Below are 18,823 nucleotides of genomic sequence, written 5' to 3' on the forward strand. Positions count from 1 at the left end.
TTTCGTCAGAACCAGGGGGCGGCTTTTCGGAACGAGACGATGCCAAGCGAGACTGAGCCGCCCCGTTCCGGCGGCGCCGCGCCGGAAGCGCTGCGCGACCTTCTGGTCGAGATGAACGACCTCAAGCGCGTCCGCTCCGCGGGCCGTACGGGCTCGATCGCCGAGCGGCTGTTCGCGCAGGGCTGGGGGCTGCTGACCGGCGGCGGCGCGCCGGACGACGTCGCCCTCGACATCGCGGCCGTCACGCTGGCGGCGACGCGCCTCTGCGACCTCGACGCCGCCTTCCTGACCGCGGCGGGGCTCTCCGACGCGGCGGCCGCCGCGGTGCTGGTGGCGGGCTTCGACGCCGTGACCGAAAACCTCGATCCGGAACTCCGCGCCCGCCTGCGCGCGCGGCTCGCGCCGCGCCCGCCGGGTCAGCCCGGGCCGCTGCCGGGCTTCGTCGCCGCCCTGGCGCAGCAGCCGCGGGCGGGCGTCACCTGCCCCGGCCGCGCCCGGATCCTGCTGGAGCCGCCGGAGAACCACGCCGAGCACTGCCTGATCGTGGCGGTCTACGGCGTCTGCCTCAGCCCGTTCTACCGGGCCGATCCCGGCACCGTGTTCCTGGCCGCGATGGCCCACCATTTCCACAACGCCGCGATGCCGGATGCCGGCTTCACCGGCGAGATGCTGCTCGGCGACCATCTCGGGCCGATCATGGCCACCACCACCGCCTGGGCGCTCGCCGAACTCGACGCGCCCCTGCGGGCCCAGGTCGAGCGCGCCCGCGCGGTGCTGCCCGACGACGCCACCGCCGAGGGCCGCGCCTTCCACGCGGCGGACTGCATCGACCGCGTCCTCCAGATCGCCCAGCACCTGCGCGGGGCCTCGACCACGATGGGGATGGTGCTCGACGAGTGGGAGCTGGTCCATGCCGGCCCGGTGAAGGGCTTCCACGATCGTGTCCTCGCCGACATGCGCATCCCTTGATCGCCGGACCCGGTCGCCCATCTGCCCGGGCGGCCCCGAGAACCATGATCCCGTTCGAACTCAGATCGCCGGACACCGGCAACCCGCTGAAGGCCGACGGCCCGCACGCCCTGCGCGACGCGGAGACCGGCGCGCGCTGGCCCGTGATCGACGGCATCCCGTACCTGCGGATCAACCGCGCGGCCCTGGTGGAGCGGGTGCTCGCCCATCTCGACGCCGGCGAGCCCGACGAGGCGCTGGCCGCGCTGCTGGTCGATCAGGATGATTGGTGGAACGGGCCGCCGGCCGATCCCGCCGGGATCATCCGCCTGATCAAGACGCGCCGCGAGGCGACCCTCCGCGAGGCGGTCGAGCTCCTCGGCTGGGGCCGCGTCGGCGACTACTTCCTGCACCGCTGGAGCGACCCGACCTTCCTGGCCGGCCTGTCGCTGCTGGAGGCGCACTGGAACGAGCCGGTCTGCGTCTTCGAGTTCGCCTGCGGCATCGGCCACTACCTGCGCGAGCTGCAGCGGCGCGGCTGCAAGGTCGCCGGCGCCGACGTGGTCTTCGCCAAGCTCTGGGTCGCGCGCCACTGGGTCGTGGCCGAGAAGGCGCAGCTCGTCTGCTTCGACGCCGGCTCGCCCCACTGGCCGATCCCTGGGGCGCCGGTCGACCTCGTCGTCTGCAACGACGCCTTCTACTTCCTCGACGACAAGGCGGCGCTCCTCGAGAACCTCCGCCAGAACGCCGGCGACGACGGCTGGCTGGCGCTGAGCCACATCCACAACCGCGACTGCCCGGGCTTCTCGGCCGGACGCGCGGTGACGGCCGAGGAGATCGCCGAGTTCTTCCCCGACGCCCTGGTCTACGACGACGCGGAGCTGACCCGGGCGCTGGTCGAGGCGCGGGCGCCGGGCCCGCAGGACCCCGCCGCCCTGCGGAGCTGCGAGGCGTTCTCGGTGGTGTGCGGTCCCGGGATGCGACCGGCGCCGCGCGCCCTGCTCGACGGCCTCACCCTGCCGAAGCCCGGCACCGTGCTGCGGCTCAACCCGCTCTACGTACCCGAGGGCGGCGGTTACGTCATCCGCTGGCCCTCGGAGCGCTACGAGGCGGAGTACGCCGCCCGCGCCACGTACCCGCTGCACTCCCCGGGACCGGAGTGGCTGACCTTCGACGAAAGCCTCGATGCGTCGGAAACGCAGCGCGTGCGCGTGCGCGAGTTCGTCGACCTGCCGGAGCGGTGGTGATGGACGCGGTCGGCTGGGGCATCGTCGGCTACGGCTGGGTCGCCCGCGACTACATGGAGCCCGGCATCCGCGCGGCCGGGCACCGGCTGGTGGCGGTCAGCGATCCGAACCCGGAGAGCCGCGCGGCCGCCGAGCGGGCCGGTGCCCGCGTCCACGCCGATCTCGCCGGCCTGATCGCCGAGCCCGCGGTCGAGGCGGTCTACGTGGCGACGCCGAACCACCTGCACCGCGGCGCCGTCGAGGCGCTGGCCGCTGCCGGCAAGGCGATCCTGTGCGAGAAGCCCATGGCGGCGACGCTGGCGGATGCCGAAGCCATCGCGCACGCCGTCGACTCCCAGAAGATCTTCTACGGAACGGCCTTCGACCAGCGGCACCACCCGGCCCACCGGACGATCCGCGCGCAGGTCGAGGCCGGGCGGCTCGGCACGGTGACGACCGTACGGATCGTCTACGCCTGCTGGCTCGGGCGCGACTGGTCGGAGGCCGGGCAGCCCAATTGGCGGATCGACGCCGCCCAGGCCGGCGGCGGCGCCCTGATGGACCTCGCCCCGCACGGGCTCGATCTCGTGGACTACCTGCTCGGCGAGCCGATCGCCGACCTCGCGGCCCTGACCCAGACCAAGGCCCAGGATTACGCCGTCGACGATGGCGCCCTGTTGATCGGGCGCACGCGGAGTGGCGCACTGGCGAGCCTGCACGTCGCCTACAATTGTCCCGACGCGCTGCCCCGCCGCCGCCTGGAGGTGGTCGGCACGAAGGGTCTGATCGTCGCCGAGAACACGATGGGCCAGACGGCCGGCGGCTCGCTGACCTTCGTCGACGGCGCCAGCGGGCGCGCGGAACCGCTCGCCTTCGACGCCGACAGCTCGCCCTTCACCGAGCAGGTGCGCGCCTTCGGCTCGGCGCTGCGCCGGCCCGAGGAGCGGGCCGCGTACGCGGCGTCCCGGGACCTTCACACGATGCGGCTCGTCGCCCGCGCCTACGGGCAGGGGTAGCGAGCACAGGCCAGGATCACACAGCGCCGAGCCCCGATCCCATCCATCCCACCCGCGCCCTCATCCTGAGGTGCCCGCGCCAGCGGGCCTCGAAGGAGGGCTCCAGGGATCGCAGCGCCGTCTGGAACCCTCCTTCGAGGCCTCCGCTGCGCTACGGCACCTCAGGATGAGGTGCGTGAATGGGACGACGGCACGGCGCACGGTTCGAGGAAGACGGGAACACGACGTGACCAACGCAGACGCCTTCCACGACCAGGACGACCGCGCCCGCCACGAGCGGATCAAGGCGCCGCGCCCCTACCGTTTCGGCGCCAAGCGGCCGATCGAGGGCCTGCCCGAGACCCTGCCCGACCCGGTCAAGGCCTATCTCGACGTGCTGCCGGAGGGGCGCGTCGTCGGCTTCCCGCTGGCGCCGCTCGATCGCACCGGCATCCCGGTCTGGTTCGTGGCCCTGTTCCTCGACGACCCGTTCTTCGTAGGCGCGATGCCGTCTGGGATCGGCTACGGCGCCACCGACGACGAGGCGCTGATCGGCGCCGTGGCGGAGATCGCCGAGAACCTGATGCCGTCCCTCGCGGTGCTGCCCCGCGCGAAGGAGCGGGCGAGCTATACCGATCTCGCCCGCGTCTACGGCGCCAAGTCGGTCGCCGACCCGCTGACCCTGTGCCTGCCCGCCGGGTCCCCGGTCGGCCGCGACACGGTGCTCGAGTGGACGCCCGCGATCCGCCACGCCACCGGCGAGATCGTCCTGATGCCGCTCGACGTCGCCGCCACCGACTATTTCGAGCTGTCGGAGGGCTACAAGCCTTTCACCAACCTGATCACCAACGGCCTCGGCGCCGGGCCCGACGTGCCTTTCGCGCTGGGCCACGGCGTGCTGGAGCTGCTCCAGCGGGACGGCAACGGCCTGCTGTTCCGGGCCCTCGACCAGGGCGTGATGCTCGACCTCGACGGCATCGGCTCGGAGAACGCCGCCATGCTGGCCCGGCTGAAGGCGCTGGGCATCCGGGCGCTGCCGAAATTCGCCACCGACCAGTTCGGGCTGACCAACCTCTACGTCGTCGGCTACGACGAGGATCCGGCGCGCACCCCGGCGCCGATCGCCCTCTCGGCTTGCGGCGAGGCCTGCGACCCGGACCGGGAGCGGGCGCTCCGCAAGGCGCTGCTGGAGTTCCAGGCCGCGCGGGTGCGCAAGACCTTCGGGCACGGTCCCCTCGACATGGCCGCCACGGTGACGCCGCCAGGCTACGTCGACGCCTTCATCCAGAAGGCGCTGCCCAGCCTGGACCTCGAGGAGAGCCGCGCACTCCAGGCCATGCTCGAATGGATCGAGATGCCGGCGGCCGACCTGCGCGGCGTGCTGGCCGACACGGTCTATTCCGAGCGCAGCACGAAGCGATTCACGGAGTTGCCTTCCACTCCGGCCGCCGACGGCCACGCCCGGGGGAAGATCGCCTGCGACCGGCTGCTCGAAGCCGGGTTCGACGTGCTCTACGTCGACTGCACACCGCCGGGCGGCGGGGTCGGCGTCGTGAAGGCGATCGTGCCGGGGTTCGAGGTCGAGACCATGAGCTACTACCGGATCGGCGAGCGCAACACGAAGAAGCTTCTCGACCGCGACCATCCGCTGATCAAGTTCGGCGCCGAGAGCGAGACCCTGCGGCCGGTGCGCCTCACGCCGGAGGCCCTGGAGCGGTTCGGCGGCCAGCCGCTGTTCGACGTGGCCCTGGCCGAGCGGATCGTCGGGCGGCACTATCCGCTCTACCGCGAGCCGGAATCGCACCACGCGCCGTTCCGGCTCGCCCAGCGAAAGGGGAGGGCGGCGTGACGCTCCGGTTCGCCTACAACACCAACGGCGCGGCCAACCACCGCCTCGACGACGCGATCCACCTGATCAAGGCGGCGGGCTACGACGGCGTGGCGCTCACCCTCGACATCCACCACCTCGACCCCTTCGCCGACACCTGGGCGGCGGAAGCCGGCCGGGTGGCGAGCCTGCTGGAGAAGCTGGAGCTGACCTGCGTCATCGAGACGGGCGCCCGCTTCCTCCTCGATCCGTCCGCCAAGCACGAGCCGACGCTGGTGACCGCCGACGCCGCGGGCCGCGCCCGGCGGGTCGGCTTCCTCAAGCGGGCGATCGAGATCGGCGCCATGCTCTCCGCCGAGGCGGTCTCGTTCTGGGCCGGCGTTCCGAAGCCGGGCGTGGATCCTGGCGAGGCCCGGCGCTGGCTGGAGGAGGGGCTGCACGCGGTCGCCTCGTTCGCCGCCGAGGCCGGTGTCGTGCCCTGTCTGGAGCCCGAGCCCGGCATGCTGATCGAGACGCTCGACGACTACGCTTCCCTCTCCGTGCCGGGCTTGAAGCTCGCCCTCGACACCGGTCACTGCCTCGTCACGGGCGAGCGCGAGCCGGCGGCCGCCGTGCGGGAATTCGCCGACCGGATCGGCACCGTGGCGATCGAGGACATGAAGCGCGGCAGCCACATCCACCTGCCGTTCGGCGAGGGCGACATGGACGTGCCGGGTGTCCTGGAGGCCCTGGAGGCGGTCGGCTTCGGCAAGCTGATCTGCGTCGAGCTGTCCCGCGAGAGCCACCGGGCCGACGTGATGATCCCGCAGGCGCTGGACTATCTCCGCGGCTGTCGGCGCCCCGGCCCGGTCCTGGCCGGCGAGCAGGAAACGCGGCGGCAATGGCAGTGAGAGCCGAACCGCGGCGAGGCGAGGATCGGGCACGGGAGAGGGGGCGCCTCGGCGCCTCGCCCGGTCAATGCGAAGGTGCGGCGCGATGAGAATCCTCTTCCTCAGCCGCCGCTATTTCCCGGCGATATCGGGCATGAGCGTCTACGCGCAGAACCTGCTGCGCGAGCTGGTCGGCGCCGGCCACGACGTCACGATGATCTCGCAGTACCGGGGCGACGCCTTCGGCACCCGGGTCTACGGGGGCGGGCCGCCCCCGCCGGTGCCGGGCGTTCGGGTGATCGGCCTGGAGCAGCTCGGCGAGCAGGCGTCGGGCGACTTCGAGCGCGACATCGCCGCGATGGTGTACGCGATCTGCCGCGAGCACGCCCGACAACCCTTCGACATCCTGCACGCGCAATACGGTTACCCGACCGGCTGGGCGGTGCTGCTCGCCGCGCGCGAACTCGGCGTGCCGAGCGTCGTCTCGATCCAGGGCGGCGACGGCCACTGGGTCGGCTCCTGCTGCGAGACCCACCGGGTCGCCATGTGCGAGGTGCTGGCCCACGCCAACGCGCTGCTGATCGGCGGCGCCTCCTTCGTGGACGAGGTCTGCGAGCGGCTCGGGTCGGACCCCGCCCGCTTCACCATCGTGCCCGGCGCGGTCGACACCGACCGGTTCGCGCAGGGCACGCCCGACGGGCTGCCCGCGCCCCATCCGGGCCCGGTGCGGCTGTTCTACCACGGCCGGGTCGACCGCCGGAAAGGCGTGCTCGACTTCATCGAGGCCCTGGCGATCCTGCGCGCGCAGGGCACGCCGTTCGCCGCCACCATCTCGGGGATCGGGCCCGACGTGGACCCGGCCAAGGCGCTCGCCGCCGAGCGCGCCTTCTCGGAGCGGGAGATCGCCTTCACGGGCTACGCCGAGTACGCCACCGTGCCCGACCTCTACCGCTGCGCCGACGTGTTCGTCTCGCCGACCTACGCGGAGGGCTTCTCCAACACGATCCTGGAGGCGCTCGCGGCCGGGCTCGCCACCGTCTCGTGCCACGCGGTCGGCGTCTCGGACTGCCTGCGCGACGGGGAGAACGGGCTGCTGGTGAACCCGGGCGACGTCCCGGCGCTGGCCGCCGCGCTCACCCGGGTCATCGCGGACGCGGATCTGCGCCGCCGCATCGCGACGGCCGGCCTGGAGGAGTGCCGCCGCGTCTACTCGTGGCACGCGGTCGGGCGGCAGATCATGGACGTCTACGCCCGCGTGCGCGGCGAGCGGCCGGCCACCGGCTTCTCGCCGGATCTGCCCCACGATCCGACTTGTCGCTTCCGCGCCGAGCCGCACCTGCTCTGAGCGCGCGGGTTGGAACCCATCGAGACCGTCGCACCCCGGACCATGCCCACCGCGCTCGCCCTCTCGCCCCATCTCGACGACGCGGCCTTCTCGTGCGGCGGCCTCCTGGCAAGCCTCGCGCAAGCTGGCTGGCGCGTGGTGATGGCGACCCTGTTCACCGGCAGCGTCGCCGAGCCGAGGGGCTTCGCGCTCGCCTGCCAGCTGGACAAGGGGCTCGGACCGGAGGTCGACTACATGGCCCTGCGCCGGGACGAGGATGTCCGGGCTGCCGCGGCGCTCGGCATCGCGCCGCCCGTCCACCTGCCGTTCCGGGAGGCGCCGCACCGGGGCTACGGCTCGGCGCCGGAGCTCTTCGCCGACACGCGCGCCGACGACGGCGTCGCGGCCGAGCTGGCACCGGCCATCGCGGGGCTGATCGCCGCGGGGAGTCCCGATCTCCTCCTGGCTCCGCAGGCGATCGGCGGGCACGTCGATCACGTCCAGACCGTGCGGGCGCTGCGCGGCCTCGCGCCGGCGCAGCCGATCCTATGGTGGCGCGACTTTCCCTACACGGTGCGGGAGGCCGCCCCGAAGGCGCCCCTCGCCGACCTGTTCGCCGACCTCGCCGAGCCGGCGATGCGCCTCGCCCCGGAGGCCCAGACCCGGAAGCGCGCGGCCTGCGCGGCCTATGCCAGCCAGATCGGCTTCCAGTTCGGCGGCGTGGCCGGCCTCGACGCGCGCCTCGCCCGGGAGGAGGGCGCCGAGCGCTTCCGCCGGTCGGGCCGCCTCGGCCTCACGATCCCCGGCCTCGATGCCGGCTGAGCCGCGGGCGCCGAAGGCGCTGGCCGATCCGGAAGCCCTCGCGGCCCGCCGCGCCCTGATCGACAGCCCCCACATCGCACCGATCCGGGCGCTGGCGGCGCGCGTCGCGGCCGAGCGCGGCGCCCCGGTCCCGGCGCCCGACCCCCTGGACGGCGGCGTCGGCGCGCGGATGCTCCTCCTCCTCGAGACCCCCGGCCCGGCGGTCCTGCGCACCGGCTTCGTCACCCGCGACAGCGCGAACGGCACGGCCGCGAACCTGTTCCGCTTCCTCGCCGAGGCCGGGCTCAGCCGGGCCGACACGCTGATCTGGAACGCGGTCCCCTGGCTCATCCACGCCGAGGGCGCCCGCAACCGGGCGCCCCGCCGGGCGGAGGTGGCGGCGGCCGCGCCCTATCTGGCCCCGCTCCTCGACCTGCTGCCGCGCCTCGCCGTGGCGGTGCTGGCCGGCCGCTTCGCCGGCGAGGCCGCGCCCGCCCTCGCGGCGCTCCGCCCCGACCTGCCGGTGATCCGGGTGCCGCACCCGAGCCCGACCTATGTCTGCACCGCGCCGGAGGTGCCGGAGCGGATTCGGCGCGGCCTCGCGGAAGCGGCCGCGATCCTCGATCGGACCTCCGGCTGAGGATAGATCGCCCGTCACGGGCCTGCCTTCCCTGGCCTTGCGCCCCGGTTCGGCCTACATGCGGGGCAACGGGCCGCGGTCCGGGAGATTCCGGCACGGGCTGACGGCCTTCGGGCCGGGCCGCGCAGCCGGAAGGGCGGACGCCGATCGGCATGAATTTTCAGGGACAGCACCGGAGCCCGGCCGAGCCGGTCGAGCCGGTCCAGCACGATGCCGAGGCGGGCTCGAAGCGGAAGAGCCGGCGCAGCCGTTATGCCTGGATCGGCACGGCGGCCAGCATCGTGCTGTTCGCCGTCTCCCTCGGCGTCCTGTGGAAGCTCGTGCAGAGCGTCAGCTGGGCGGAGGTGCGCAGCGCCATCGCGGCGGCGACCGCCGAGCAGCTCGGGCTCGCCTTCCTGTTCGTCGGCATCAGCTACCTGTTCCTGACCGGCTACGACGCGCTGGCCCTGCGCCAGCTCAAGATCAAGGTGCCGTACCGGATCACCGCGCTCGCCTCCTTCACGAGCTACGCGGTGAGTTTCACGCTCGGCTTCCCGCTGCTCACCGCCGGGACGATCCGCTACTGGATCTACGCCCGGCAGGGGCTCTCGACGGCCAAGATCGCCGCGCTCACCGTCATCGCCGGCTTCACCTTCTGGCTCGGCATGGGCGTGGTGCTGGGCCTGAGCCTGATCATCGAGGCCGGCCAGCTCGCCGGCCTCGCCTTCACGTCGATCCGGATCAACCAGGGCGTCGGCCTCGCGGCGCTCGCCCTGGTGCTCGGCTACCTCGCCTGGGTCTCGGCCAAGAAGCGCAGCATCACCGTCAAGCAGTGGCGCCTGGAGCTGCCGGGCGCCTCGGTCTCCATCGGCCAGATGATCGTCGGGATCGGCGACGTCTGCGCGGCGGCGGCGGTGCTCTACGTCCTGCTGCCGCAGGAGACGACGCTCGGCTTCACCACCTTCCTGGCGATCTACGTGCTCGCCGCCATGCTGGGGATCGCGTCGAACGCGCCGGGCGGGATCGGGGTGTTCGAGGCGACGATCCTGCTCGCCCTGTCGAGCCTGCCGCGCAACGAGGTGCTGACCTCGCTGCTGCTGTTCCGGGGCTGCTACTACGTCGTGCCGTTCGTGACCGCCCTGGCGATGCTCGGGCTGTACGAGATCGTCAAGCGCGCGGGCGGCGCCCGCGATCCCGGGCCTCCGGAGGGCACGGCCGGCCCGTCCGGCCGGGCGTGGCACGACGAGTCCGAGCCCCGCTGATCGGCCGGCCGCGCCCGCCATGTCCGGCCGCCTGCGCAGCTCCCCCGCCTGGACCGGCGCCGCGATCGCCGCGGGCCTGCTCGGGCTCGCCACCGCCCTGGCCGGGCGGCTCGATCTCCCGCTGATCCTGATCGGCCTCGCGGCGGTCTGCCTGGGCGGCTGGCTCGGCGGGCGCGGCCGCGAGGCGCCCGCGCCGCGCCCGGCCGCCACCACGCCGCGCCACGCCGTCGCCGAGGCGCTTCTCGCCCACGTGCCGGACCCGGTCATCCTGGTCGACCGGCGCACCCTGGTGCTGGAGGCCAATCCCGCCGCCCGGGCGCTCCTGCCGGCCCTCCACCAGGCCCGGCCGCTGTCCTTCGCGCTCCGCGACCCGGAGGTCCTCGACGGCATCGAGGCGGTGCTGAGTTCGGGCCTCCCGCGCCGCGTCGCGCTGTCGACCCGGGTGCCGCTGGAGCGGACCTTCGATGTCCAGATCGGCGCCCTGCCGATGCCCGACGGGTCCGGCGTCAGCGCGCTGCTGTTCCTGCGCGACCTCACCGCGGCCCGGCGCCTGGAGGCGATGCGGGTCGACTTCGTCGCCAACGCCAGCCACGAGCTGCGCACGCCGCTCGCCACCCTGATCGGCTTCATCGAGACCCTGCAGGGGCCGGCCCGCGACGACGCGCAGGCCCGGGAGCGCTTCCTGGAGATCATGCGCGTCCAGGCCCTGCGGATGACGCGGCTGATCGACGACCTGCTGTCGCTGTCGCGGATCGAGCTGCGCGAGCACGTCGCCCCCACCGCGGTGGTCGATCTCGGGGCGCTCGCCCGCCAGATGGTCGACGCCCAGGGCCCGCCCGCCGAGGCGCGGGGCGCCGCGATCCGGCTGGAGGAGGGGGCGGGGCCCTACGCGGTCCCCGGCGACGCCGACGAGCTGGCGCGGGTGATCGAGAACCTGATCGAGAACGCCGTGAAGTACGGCGGCGGCCGGATCAGCGTCGGGCTCGCCCGCGAGGACGACCCGCGCCTCGGGCGCCGCGTCGTCCTATCGGTGGCCGATGACGGGCCGGGCATCCCGCCCGAGCACATCCCGCGGCTGACGGAGCGCTTCTACCGGGTCGACGTCGCCTCGAGTCGCGCCCGCGGCGGCACCGGGCTGGGGCTCGCCATCGTCAAGCACAGTCTCAATCGCCACCGCGGCCGCCTCGCCATCGAGAGCGCGGCCGGCGAGGGGACGACCGTGCGGGTCAGCCTGCCCGAGTACGGCGCCGCGCCACCGCAGTTCGCGGCCGATCAGGCCGGCCCGGTATAGGAGCCGATCCCGAGCCCGGTCTCGACCCGCCCGACCCAGGCGCGGATCGCCGGGTAGTCCGTGAGGTCGAAGCCCCCCTCGTGGGCCATGCGCGTGTAGGCGACGAGCGCCACGTCGGCGAGGGTCAGGATCTCGCCCGCCATGAAGGCCGAGCGCCCGAGGGTGTCCTCCATCAGCCGCAGGGCGTCGGCGCCGCGCTCGGCGAGCTTCGGGTCGAGATCCTCGGGCGTCCGCTTGAGGTAGTGGAGCTGGTAGCGGCGGACCGCGATGTAGGGCTCGTGACTGTACTGCTCCCAGAACATCCACTGCAGCATCCGGGCGCGGGGCAGGGGCTCCGCGGGGACCAGCGCGGAGCCCTCCGCGAGGTAGACGATGATCGCGTTCGATTCCGACAGCACGGTGCCGTCGGGCAGGACGACGATGGGCACGCGGCCGGCGGGGTTCAGGGCGAGGAACTCGGGTTTGCGCGTCCCGCCGCCCGGGACGTCGACGTCGCGCCAGACCGCCGGGATGCCGAGATGCGCCGCGACCCACTTGACCTTGAGGCAGTTGCCGGAACCCGGGTCGCCGTAGATCGTCAGCGGCTCGCTCATCGGTGTCCCCGTCGCTCCGGTGGGCGGTGACCTTGGCCGGGCGGGCGCGATTCGACAACGGCCGCGGCCCGCATCGACCGGCCGGATCCGGAGCCTCGCCCGCGAACCCTTGACCTTCCCATCATGGGAAGCTCCATCTGACTGGGCATGGATGCTTCCAACCGGACAACCGCCATGTCGAGATCCGTCGCCCTGACCCTCCCCGTCGCGGGCATGTCCTGCGCCTCCTGCGTCGGCCGCGTCGAGCGCGCCCTCGCGGCGCTGCCCGGCGCCCGGGACGTGGCGGTGAACCTCGCCACCCACCGCGCCAGCCTCGTCCTCGACGGGGCGACGAGCCCGGGCGACGTCGCGACGGCGCTCGCGGATGCCGGCTACCCCGTCCCAGAGACGCAGAGCCTGCTGGCCGTGGACGGGATGTCCTGCGCGAGTTGCGTCGGCCGCGTCGAGCGGACGCTGGCCGCCGTGCCGGGGGTGACCGGCGCCAGCGTCAACCTCGCCGCCGGCCGGGCCGCGATCCGCCATCCCGAGGGGGTGGTGCCGATGGACGCGCTGGTGGCGGCCGTGGAGGCGGCCGGCTACGAGGCCCGGCCGGTCGAGGCCGGCCACCCGGTCGACCCTTCCGCCCGTCAGGCCGAGGAGGGGCGCGCCCTGCGCCGCGACCTGATCGTCGCCGCCCTGCTGTCGGTTCCCGTCGTGGTCCTCGACATGGGCGGCCACCTCCTGCCCGCGCTGCACGGCGGCCCGGTGACGGCCCTGGTCCAGGCCGCGCTGGCCACCCTGGTCCTCGCCGGCCCGGGGCGGCGCTTCTTCCTGCGCGGCGTTCCGGGCCTGCTGCGCGGCCATCCCGACATGAACGCCCTGGTCGCCCTCGGGGCCGGCGCCGCCTACCTGTACTCCCTGGTCTCGACCCTGGCTCCGCACCTCCTGCCGGCCGGGGCGGCGCACCTCTACTTCGAGGCGAGCGTCCTGATCGTCACGCTGATCCTGCTCGGCCGGACGCTGGAGGCCCGCGCCAAGGGGCGCACCGGCCAGGCGATCGCGCGGCTGATGGACCTGACGCCGAAGACCGCCCGGGTCGTCCGCGACGGCGCGGAGACCGAGGTTCCCCTCGACGCCCTGCGCCTCGGCGACGTCGTCCGGGTGCGTCCGGGCGAGCGGGTGGCGGCGGACGGCGCCGTGGTCTCCGGCACCAGCCACGTCGACGAGAGCATGGTGACGGGCGAGCCGGCGCCGGTGCGCAAGGGCCCGGGCGATCCCGTGGTCGGCGGGACGCTCAACGGCCGCGGCAGCCTCGACCTGCGGGTCGAGGCCGTGGGGGGCGCCACCGTGGTGGCGCAGATCGCCGCCATGGTGGAGCGCGCCCAGGGCGGCAAGCTGCCGATCCAGGCGCTGGTCGACCGCGTCACCGGGCGGTTCGTCCCGGCGGTGATCGGCATCGCCGCGGTGACCTTCCTGGCCTGGCTGGCGCTGGCGCCGGCCCCGGCGCTGGGTCCGGCCCTGGTCAACGCTGTCGCGGTGCTGATCATCGCCTGCCCCTGCGCCATGGGGCTGGCGACGCCGACTGCCATCATGGTCGGCACCGGGCGCGCGGCGGCGCGCGGCGTGCTGTTCCGCGACGGCGCGGCGCTGCAGGGCCTGCGCGACGTGCGGGTCGTGGCCCTCGACAAGACCGGCACCCTGACCGAGGGGCGCCCCCGGCTCACCGAGATCGTCCCGGCCGCCGGTGTCGCGGAGGACGCGGCGCTGGCCCTCGCCGCCGCCTTGGAGACCCGCTCCGAGCACCCGCTGGCCGGCGCCGTCGTGGCGGCCGCCCGCGAGCGCGGCCTGGACCTGCCGGAACCGGACAGCTTCGAGGCGGTGGCGGGCTTCGGGGTCTCCGGACGGGTCGCGGACCGGGCCGTGGCCCTCGGCGCGCCGCGCTACCTGGAGCGCCTCGGCGTCGCCCTCGACCCGGATCTCGCCGCCCGGGCCGAGGCGCTGGCGGGCGCGGGGCGGAGCCCGATCCACCTCGTCCTCGACGGGCGCCACGCCGCGATCCTGGCGGTGGCCGATCCCGTGAAGCCGGGCGCCCGCGCGGCGGTCGCGGCCCTGAAGGCGCGCGGCCTCGCGGTGGCGATGGTCACGGGCGACGATCCCGTCACCGCCGCCGGCGTGGCGCGGAGCCTCGGCATCGACGCCGTGGCCGCCGGGGTGCTGCCCGGCGGGAAGGTCGAGGCGGTCCAGCGGTTCCGGGCGGAACACGGGCCAGTGGCCTTCGTGGGCGACGGCATCAACGACGCGCCGGCGCTGGCCGAGGCCGATGTCGGACTGGCGATCGGCACCGGCACCGACATCGCCGTCGAGAGCGCCGACGTGGTGCTGATGTCGGGCGATCTGGAGGCCCTGGTCGAGGCCCTGGCGCTGTCGCGGGCGGTGATGGCCAACATCCGCCAGAACCTGTTCTGGGCCTTCGCCTACAACGCCGCGCTGATCCCGGTGGCGGCCGGCGTGCTGGTGCCGTTCGGCGGCCCGGCCCTGTCGCCGATCCTGGCCGCGGGCGCCATGGCGTTCTCGAGCGTGTTCGTCCTGGGCAACGCCCTGCGGCTGCGCCGGGCCGGCGGGCGTCCCGCGGCGGCCGAGGGGCCGGCGCTGGCCGCGAGGCCGGCATGAGCGCGGCGACCCTCACGATCGGCGAGGCGGCGCGCCGGACCGGCGTCTCGGCCAAGATGATCCGCTGGTACGAGGCGACCGGCCTGCTGCCGCCGGCCGCCCGGTCCGAATCCGGCTACCGCCACTACGGCGAGGCGGACCTGCACACGCTGCGCTTCATCCGCCGCGCCCGCGACCTCGGCTTCAGCGTGGACGCGATCGCGGATCTCCTGGCGCTCTGGCGCGACCGCGCCCGGCCGAGCGCCGGGGTGAAGGCGATCGCGCAGGAGCAGATCGCCGATCTGCGCCGCCGCATCGCCGAGATGGAGGGCATGGCCCGGACGCTGGAGCACTTGGCGGAGGCCTGCTGCGGCGACGCGCGGCCGGACTGCCCGATCCTAGACGATCTCGCCGCGGGCGACCATCCACCCGCGCCGCGGCGGCGCGGGCGCGGGATCACGGGGCGTGGGGCGGCGTGAGCGGGGCGCCGCGGATACCGAGCTTGGCCGTTGACGGCGGCTCTGGCCCCGGCTTTGCTGGTCCGGCCCACCCGCCAAGGCCACGAGAGCCCCGCCCCGATGCCCGTCCTCGAACGGATCCGCGCCTTCGCCGACACGATGACGGCGTGGCGGCACGACCTGCACGCCCATCCCGAGCTGCTCTACGACGTCGACCGCACCGCCGGCTTCGTCGCCGAGACGCTGCGGTCCTTCGGCTGCGACGAGGTCGTCACCGGCATCGGTCGGACCGGGGTGGTGGGCGTCATCCGCGGCCGGGGACGCAGCTCCAACCGTGCCATCGGCCTGCGCGCCGACATGGACGCCCTGCCGATCCAGGAGGTGCGCGACCTGCCCTACCGCTCCACCGTGCCGGGCAAGATGCACGCCTGCGGCCACGACGGTCACACGACCATGCTCCTCGGCGCCGCCAAGTACCTCGCCGAGACCCGGGATTTCGACGGGGCGGCCGTGCTGATCTTCCAGCCCGCCGAGGAGGGTGGCGGCGGCGGCGAGGCGATGGTCGACGACGGAATGATGGAGCGGTTCGGGGTCGAGTCGGTCTACGGGATGCACAACATCCCCGGCATGGCGGTCGGCACCTTCGCGATCCGGCCGGGGCCGATCATGGCCTCGACCGATCGCTTCACGATCACGATCGAGGGTCGGGGCGGCCATGCGGCCCTGCCGCAGAACGCCGTCGACAGCGTGCTCGTGTCGAGCCACGTGATCATCGCCCTGCAGAGCATCGTGTCGCGCAACCTCGACCCGGTGCAGTCGGCCGTGGTCTCGGTCTGCGCGCTGGAGGCCGGCGAGGCCTTCAATGTCCTGCCGCAGACCGTCACCATGCGCGGCACCATGCGCACGCTGTCCCAGGCCGTGCGCGGCGAGATCAAGGCGCGGATCGAGACCCTGGTGGCCGAGATCGCCGGCGGCTTCGGCGCGCGGGGCGGGGTCGCGTACGGGGCGAGCTACCCGGTGACCGAGAACCATCCCGCCGAGACCGATTTCATGGCCGGCGTCGCCGAGGCCCTGGTGGGTGAGGAGAACGTCGACCGGACGGTGGCGCCGATGATGACCGCCGAGGACTTCTCCTACATGCTCGCCCGCCGTCCCGGCGCCTACATGTTCATCGGCAACGGCGACAGCGCCTCGCTCCACCACCCGCACTACGATTTCAACGACGCGGCCGCGCCGTACGGGGCGTCCCTGTGGGCGCGCCTGATCGAGACCCGGCTGCCGCGCACCGCCTGAGCGCGCCCCCAGCCGCACCGTCATCGCGCGCGCAGCGACCCAGCCCACGCCGTTAGAGGTTGCGCAGCCCTGGATCGCTTCGCCGCGCTCGCGACGACGGGAGGCGATCAGCCGCCGTAGCGGGCCTTGAGCAGCGCGTAGGTCAGCCGCGCCGTCTGGACCTCGCCGCCCTCCGGCCGTCCGGGCTTGGCGGAGGGGTTCCAGCCGTAGAGGTCGAAATGGCCGTGCGCCTTCGTGTTGGGCGCGAAGCGCCGCAGGAACAGGGCCGCGGTGATCGCCCCCGCGAACGGTCCGCCCGACACATTGTTGAGGTCGGCCACCTTGGAATCGAGCAGGCTCGCGTAGGGCGCGTGCAGCGGCATGCGCCAGACCGGGTCGATCGCCGCCCGGCCGGCCCGCGCCACTGCCTCGGCCAGCGCGTCGTCCTCCGTGAAGAAGGCCGGCAGGTCCGGCCCGAGGGCCACCCGGGCCGCGCCGGTCAGGGTCGAGAAGTCGAGGATCAGGTCGGGGGAGTCCGCGTCCGCGAGGGCGAGCGCGTCGGCCAGGATCAGCCGGCCCTCCGCGTCGGTGTTGCCGATCTCGACGCTGAGCCCGGCCCGGCTCGGCAGCACGTCGCCGGGGCGGAAGGCGTTGCCCGCGACCGCGTTCTCCACCGCGGGGATCAGCAGGCGCAGGCGCAGGTTCAGGCCCGCGCCCATGACCATGTCGGTGGCGGCCAGCGCCGCGGCGGCGCCGCCCATGTCCTTCTTCATCAGCAGCATCGCGGCCGACGGCTTCAGGTCGAGGCCGCCGGTGTCGAAGGCGACGCCCTTGCCGACCAGGGTCACGCGCGGCGCGTCCGCCGGCCCCCAGGTCAGGTCGATCAGCCGCGGGGCCCGGGGCGACGCGGCGCCGACCGCGTGGATCAGCGGGTACCCCTCGGCGAGAGCCGCGCCTTCCGTGACGGCGACGGAGGCGCCGTGGCGCTCGGCCACCGCCCGGGCGGCCGCCTCGATCTCGGCGGGTCCGAGATCGTTGGCCGGCGTGTTGACGAGATCCCGGCCCAGCGCCACCGCGGCGGCGATCCGCTCCACCTCGGCCGCGTCGATGCCGGCGGGCGCCGCGAGCCGGGCCTTCGTGCCGCCGCCGGACCGGTAGCGGCCGAAGCGGTAGCTCCCCATCAGCCAGGCGAGCGCGGCCTCGGCCGGCTCGGGAGCGTTGTCCAGGCGGAAGGTCCCCTCCGGCAGCAGCCCCGGCAGCTTGCCGGCGAGGAGCCTGTCGTAGGCCGCGGCCTCCGGATCGCCGAGGCCGAACAGGACCCGCGCGAGGCCGCCGTCCGGGCCGGGCAGGAGCGCGAGGCTGCCCGCCTTCGGCTTGAAGCCGATGGCCCTGGCGAAGCTCCGCTGGGCGGGCTCCAGGCTGGACTCGACCGCCGCCCAGCCCCCGGTGGTGACCAGCGTCACCGGTACGGCCTGGGTGTCGCCGGGCAGGAGCCCGCGGGTCGTCGCCGGAATCTCGGCCTGGGTCATGTGCCTCTCGCGTGCCGCCCGGACCGGCGGCTTAACCGGTGATTAGGGTTAACGCTCTATCACCGGCCGGCCGGGAGCGTGAAGCGCGTGCCATCGCGTCCGGTCCCGATGCCGGCGGAGCGCACCATGATGACGGCCCTGTTCCGGGTCACCCGATGCCAGGCACGCCCCGGACGCCGCGCCGCCCTCGCGGCCGCCGTCGTCGCGCTGGGCCTGGCCGGCTGCAACACCCGCTCGCCCGAGACGACCGGGTCGATCGGCCCCCTCGGCGGGCCGTCCGCGGCCGCCGCGGCGCCCTCGCGGCAGGACATCGACCGGCTGGCCGAGCGCTACAACGCCGACCCCGCCGACGGGCGCACGGCGATGGCCTACGCCCGCGCCCTGCGGGCCACCGACCAGATCGGCCAGGCCTCGGCGGTGCTGCAGCAGGCCGCCCTGCGCAACCCGCGCGACCAGGCCCTGCTCGGTGCTTACGGAAAGTCGCTGGTCGAGGCGGGCCGCTTCCGCGAGGCGATCGACGTGCTCTCCAACGCGCACACGCCCGCCAATCCCGACTGGCGCATCCTGTCGGCGCAGGGCTCGGCCTCCGCCCAGCTCGGCGAGCAGGCCCGCGCCCAGGGCTTCTACGAGGCCGCCCTCAAGATCCGCCCGAACGAGCCCTCGCTCCTGTCCAATCTCGGCCTGTCCTACGCGCTGTCGCGCAACCTCGATCAGGCCGAGCAGACCCTCCGCCTCGCCGCCGACCAGCCCGGCGCCGACGCGCGGGTGCGCGCCAACCTCGCCATGGTGCTCGGCCTCAAGGGCCGCTTCGCCGATGCCGAGGCCGTCCTGCGCCGCGACATGAGCGCCGAGGAGGCGGCCACGAACGTCGCGTCCCTGCGCAGGCTCGCGGCCCAGCCGAATCGATCGAAGGCCCTGTCCGTCGCGGGCGTGCCCGGGCAAGGGTAGGGCGCCCGCGCCACGCGACTCCCGCCCTTCTGCGGGCTCGCGGACGTACGCAGCAGCACCGGCAACACCGGTGCGGCTCTCCGCTCCCGCTCGGGAGAGGGGGCCTGTCGCGATCGGCCGCCACCGTCGATGCCCGCTGGAGATGCGCGAGTCGCGCAGGCCTCCGCGGCGCGCGCCCAGTCGCCGCCACGGTCCCCGACAGGAAAACGCACCTGTCATGACGACCCGGTAG

The 18,823-nt window shown here is 74.2% G+C and carries 16 protein-coding genes; 14 read left to right on the plus strand and 2 right to left on the minus strand.

Translation table 11 applies throughout. The annotated features are described in order from the left end of the window. Window positions 1–39: 39 nt before the first annotated feature. From ACX9MN_RS29515 to ACX9MN_RS29560, 10 genes are all read left to right on the plus strand, one after another. Entirely contained in the window at window positions 40–969 is a 930-nt protein-coding gene (locus ACX9MN_RS29515) for a hypothetical protein (RefSeq protein WP_489726158.1), read from the plus strand. Window positions 970–1,013: 44 nt separating this feature from the next. Beyond that, complete coding sequence (locus ACX9MN_RS29520; RefSeq protein ID WP_489726159.1) at window positions 1,014–2,195, plus strand: class I SAM-dependent methyltransferase; 1,182 nt, start codon at window positions 1,014–1,016, stop codon at window positions 2,193–2,195. Further along, a complete protein-coding gene (locus tag ACX9MN_RS29525; protein ID WP_489726160.1) occupies window positions 2,195–3,190 on the plus strand; it encodes a Gfo/Idh/MocA family protein in 996 nt (331 codons plus the stop codon). The genes ACX9MN_RS29520 and ACX9MN_RS29525 overlap by 1 nt, the downstream gene beginning before the upstream one ends. Window positions 3,191–3,416: 226 nt before the next feature. After that, window positions 3,417–5,018, plus strand: a complete 1,602-nt coding sequence (locus tag ACX9MN_RS29530; protein WP_489726161.1) for a YcaO-like family protein — start codon at window positions 3,417–3,419, stop codon at window positions 5,016–5,018. Then, window positions 5,015–5,887, plus strand: a complete 873-nt coding sequence (locus tag ACX9MN_RS29535) for a sugar phosphate isomerase/epimerase family protein (protein WP_489726162.1) — start codon at window positions 5,015–5,017, stop codon at window positions 5,885–5,887. The genes ACX9MN_RS29530 and ACX9MN_RS29535 overlap by 4 nt, the downstream gene beginning before the upstream one ends. A gap of 85 nt (window positions 5,888–5,972) precedes the next feature. Beyond that, window positions 5,973–7,211: a glycosyltransferase family 4 protein gene (locus ACX9MN_RS29540; protein ID WP_489726163.1), complete on the plus strand. Its 1,239-nt coding sequence runs from the start codon at window positions 5,973–5,975 to the stop codon at window positions 7,209–7,211. Window positions 7,212–7,253: 42 nt separating this feature from the next. Further along, window positions 7,254–8,012 carry a PIG-L deacetylase family protein gene (locus ACX9MN_RS29545; RefSeq protein WP_489726368.1) on the plus strand — a complete coding sequence of 253 codons (759 nt, stop codon included), beginning with the start codon at window positions 7,254–7,256 and terminating at the stop codon, window positions 8,010–8,012. Continuing rightward, window positions 8,002–8,631: a uracil-DNA glycosylase gene (locus ACX9MN_RS29550; RefSeq protein WP_020092581.1), complete on the plus strand. Its 630-nt coding sequence runs from the start codon at window positions 8,002–8,004 to the stop codon at window positions 8,629–8,631. Before ACX9MN_RS29545 ends, ACX9MN_RS29550 begins: the two co-directional genes overlap by 11 nt. A gap of 152 nt (window positions 8,632–8,783) precedes the next feature. Beyond that, window positions 8,784–9,872: a lysylphosphatidylglycerol synthase domain-containing protein gene (locus ACX9MN_RS29555; RefSeq protein WP_020092580.1), complete on the plus strand. Its 1,089-nt coding sequence runs from the start codon at window positions 8,784–8,786 to the stop codon at window positions 9,870–9,872. 19 nt (window positions 9,873–9,891) lie between these two features. Next, window positions 9,892–11,163, plus strand: coding sequence for an ATP-binding protein (locus ACX9MN_RS29560; RefSeq protein WP_489726164.1), 1,272 nt, complete (start codon window positions 9,892–9,894; stop codon window positions 11,161–11,163). On the opposite strand, the gene ACX9MN_RS29565 is transcribed toward ACX9MN_RS29560, so the two are convergent. Continuing rightward, the gene (locus tag ACX9MN_RS29565; RefSeq protein WP_489726165.1) at window positions 11,145–11,756 is read right to left on the minus strand and encodes a glutathione S-transferase family protein; all 612 of its coding nucleotides are present in this window, start codon (window positions 11,754–11,756) and stop codon (window positions 11,145–11,147) included. The genes ACX9MN_RS29560 and ACX9MN_RS29565 overlap by 19 nt on opposite strands. A gap of 174 nt (window positions 11,757–11,930) precedes the next feature. Here ACX9MN_RS29565 and ACX9MN_RS29570 point away from each other — a divergent pair, with 174 nt between their 5' ends. From ACX9MN_RS29570 to ACX9MN_RS29580, 3 genes are all read left to right on the plus strand, one after another. Then, entirely contained in the window at window positions 11,931–14,405 is a 2,475-nt protein-coding gene (locus ACX9MN_RS29570) for a heavy metal translocating P-type ATPase (protein ID WP_489726166.1), read from the plus strand. Then, window positions 14,402–14,863, plus strand: coding sequence for a Cu(I)-responsive transcriptional regulator (gene cueR, locus ACX9MN_RS29575; protein ID WP_056526064.1), 462 nt, complete (start codon window positions 14,402–14,404; stop codon window positions 14,861–14,863). Before ACX9MN_RS29570 ends, cueR begins: the two co-directional genes overlap by 4 nt. Before the next feature lie 99 nt (window positions 14,864–14,962). Next, window positions 14,963–16,135 (plus strand): M20 aminoacylase family protein, encoded by a 1,173-nt coding sequence (locus ACX9MN_RS29580; RefSeq protein ID WP_489726167.1) that lies wholly within the window; start codon window positions 14,963–14,965, stop codon window positions 16,133–16,135. Between the two features lie 107 nt (window positions 16,136–16,242). On the opposite strand, the gene ACX9MN_RS29585 is transcribed toward ACX9MN_RS29580, so the two are convergent. Continuing rightward, on the minus strand, window positions 16,243–17,643 hold the full coding sequence (locus ACX9MN_RS29585) for a leucyl aminopeptidase family protein (protein WP_489726168.1): 1,401 nt from the start codon (window positions 17,641–17,643) through the stop codon (window positions 16,243–16,245). A gap of 129 nt (window positions 17,644–17,772) precedes the next feature. Here ACX9MN_RS29585 and ACX9MN_RS29590 point away from each other — a divergent pair, with 129 nt between their 5' ends. Beyond that, the gene (locus ACX9MN_RS29590) at window positions 17,773–18,591 is read left to right on the plus strand and encodes a hypothetical protein (RefSeq protein WP_489726369.1); all 819 of its coding nucleotides are present in this window, start codon (window positions 17,773–17,775) and stop codon (window positions 18,589–18,591) included. The last annotated feature ends 232 nt before the right edge of the window (window positions 18,592–18,823 follow it).

The organism is Methylobacterium sp. 1A (assembly GCF_058072805.1).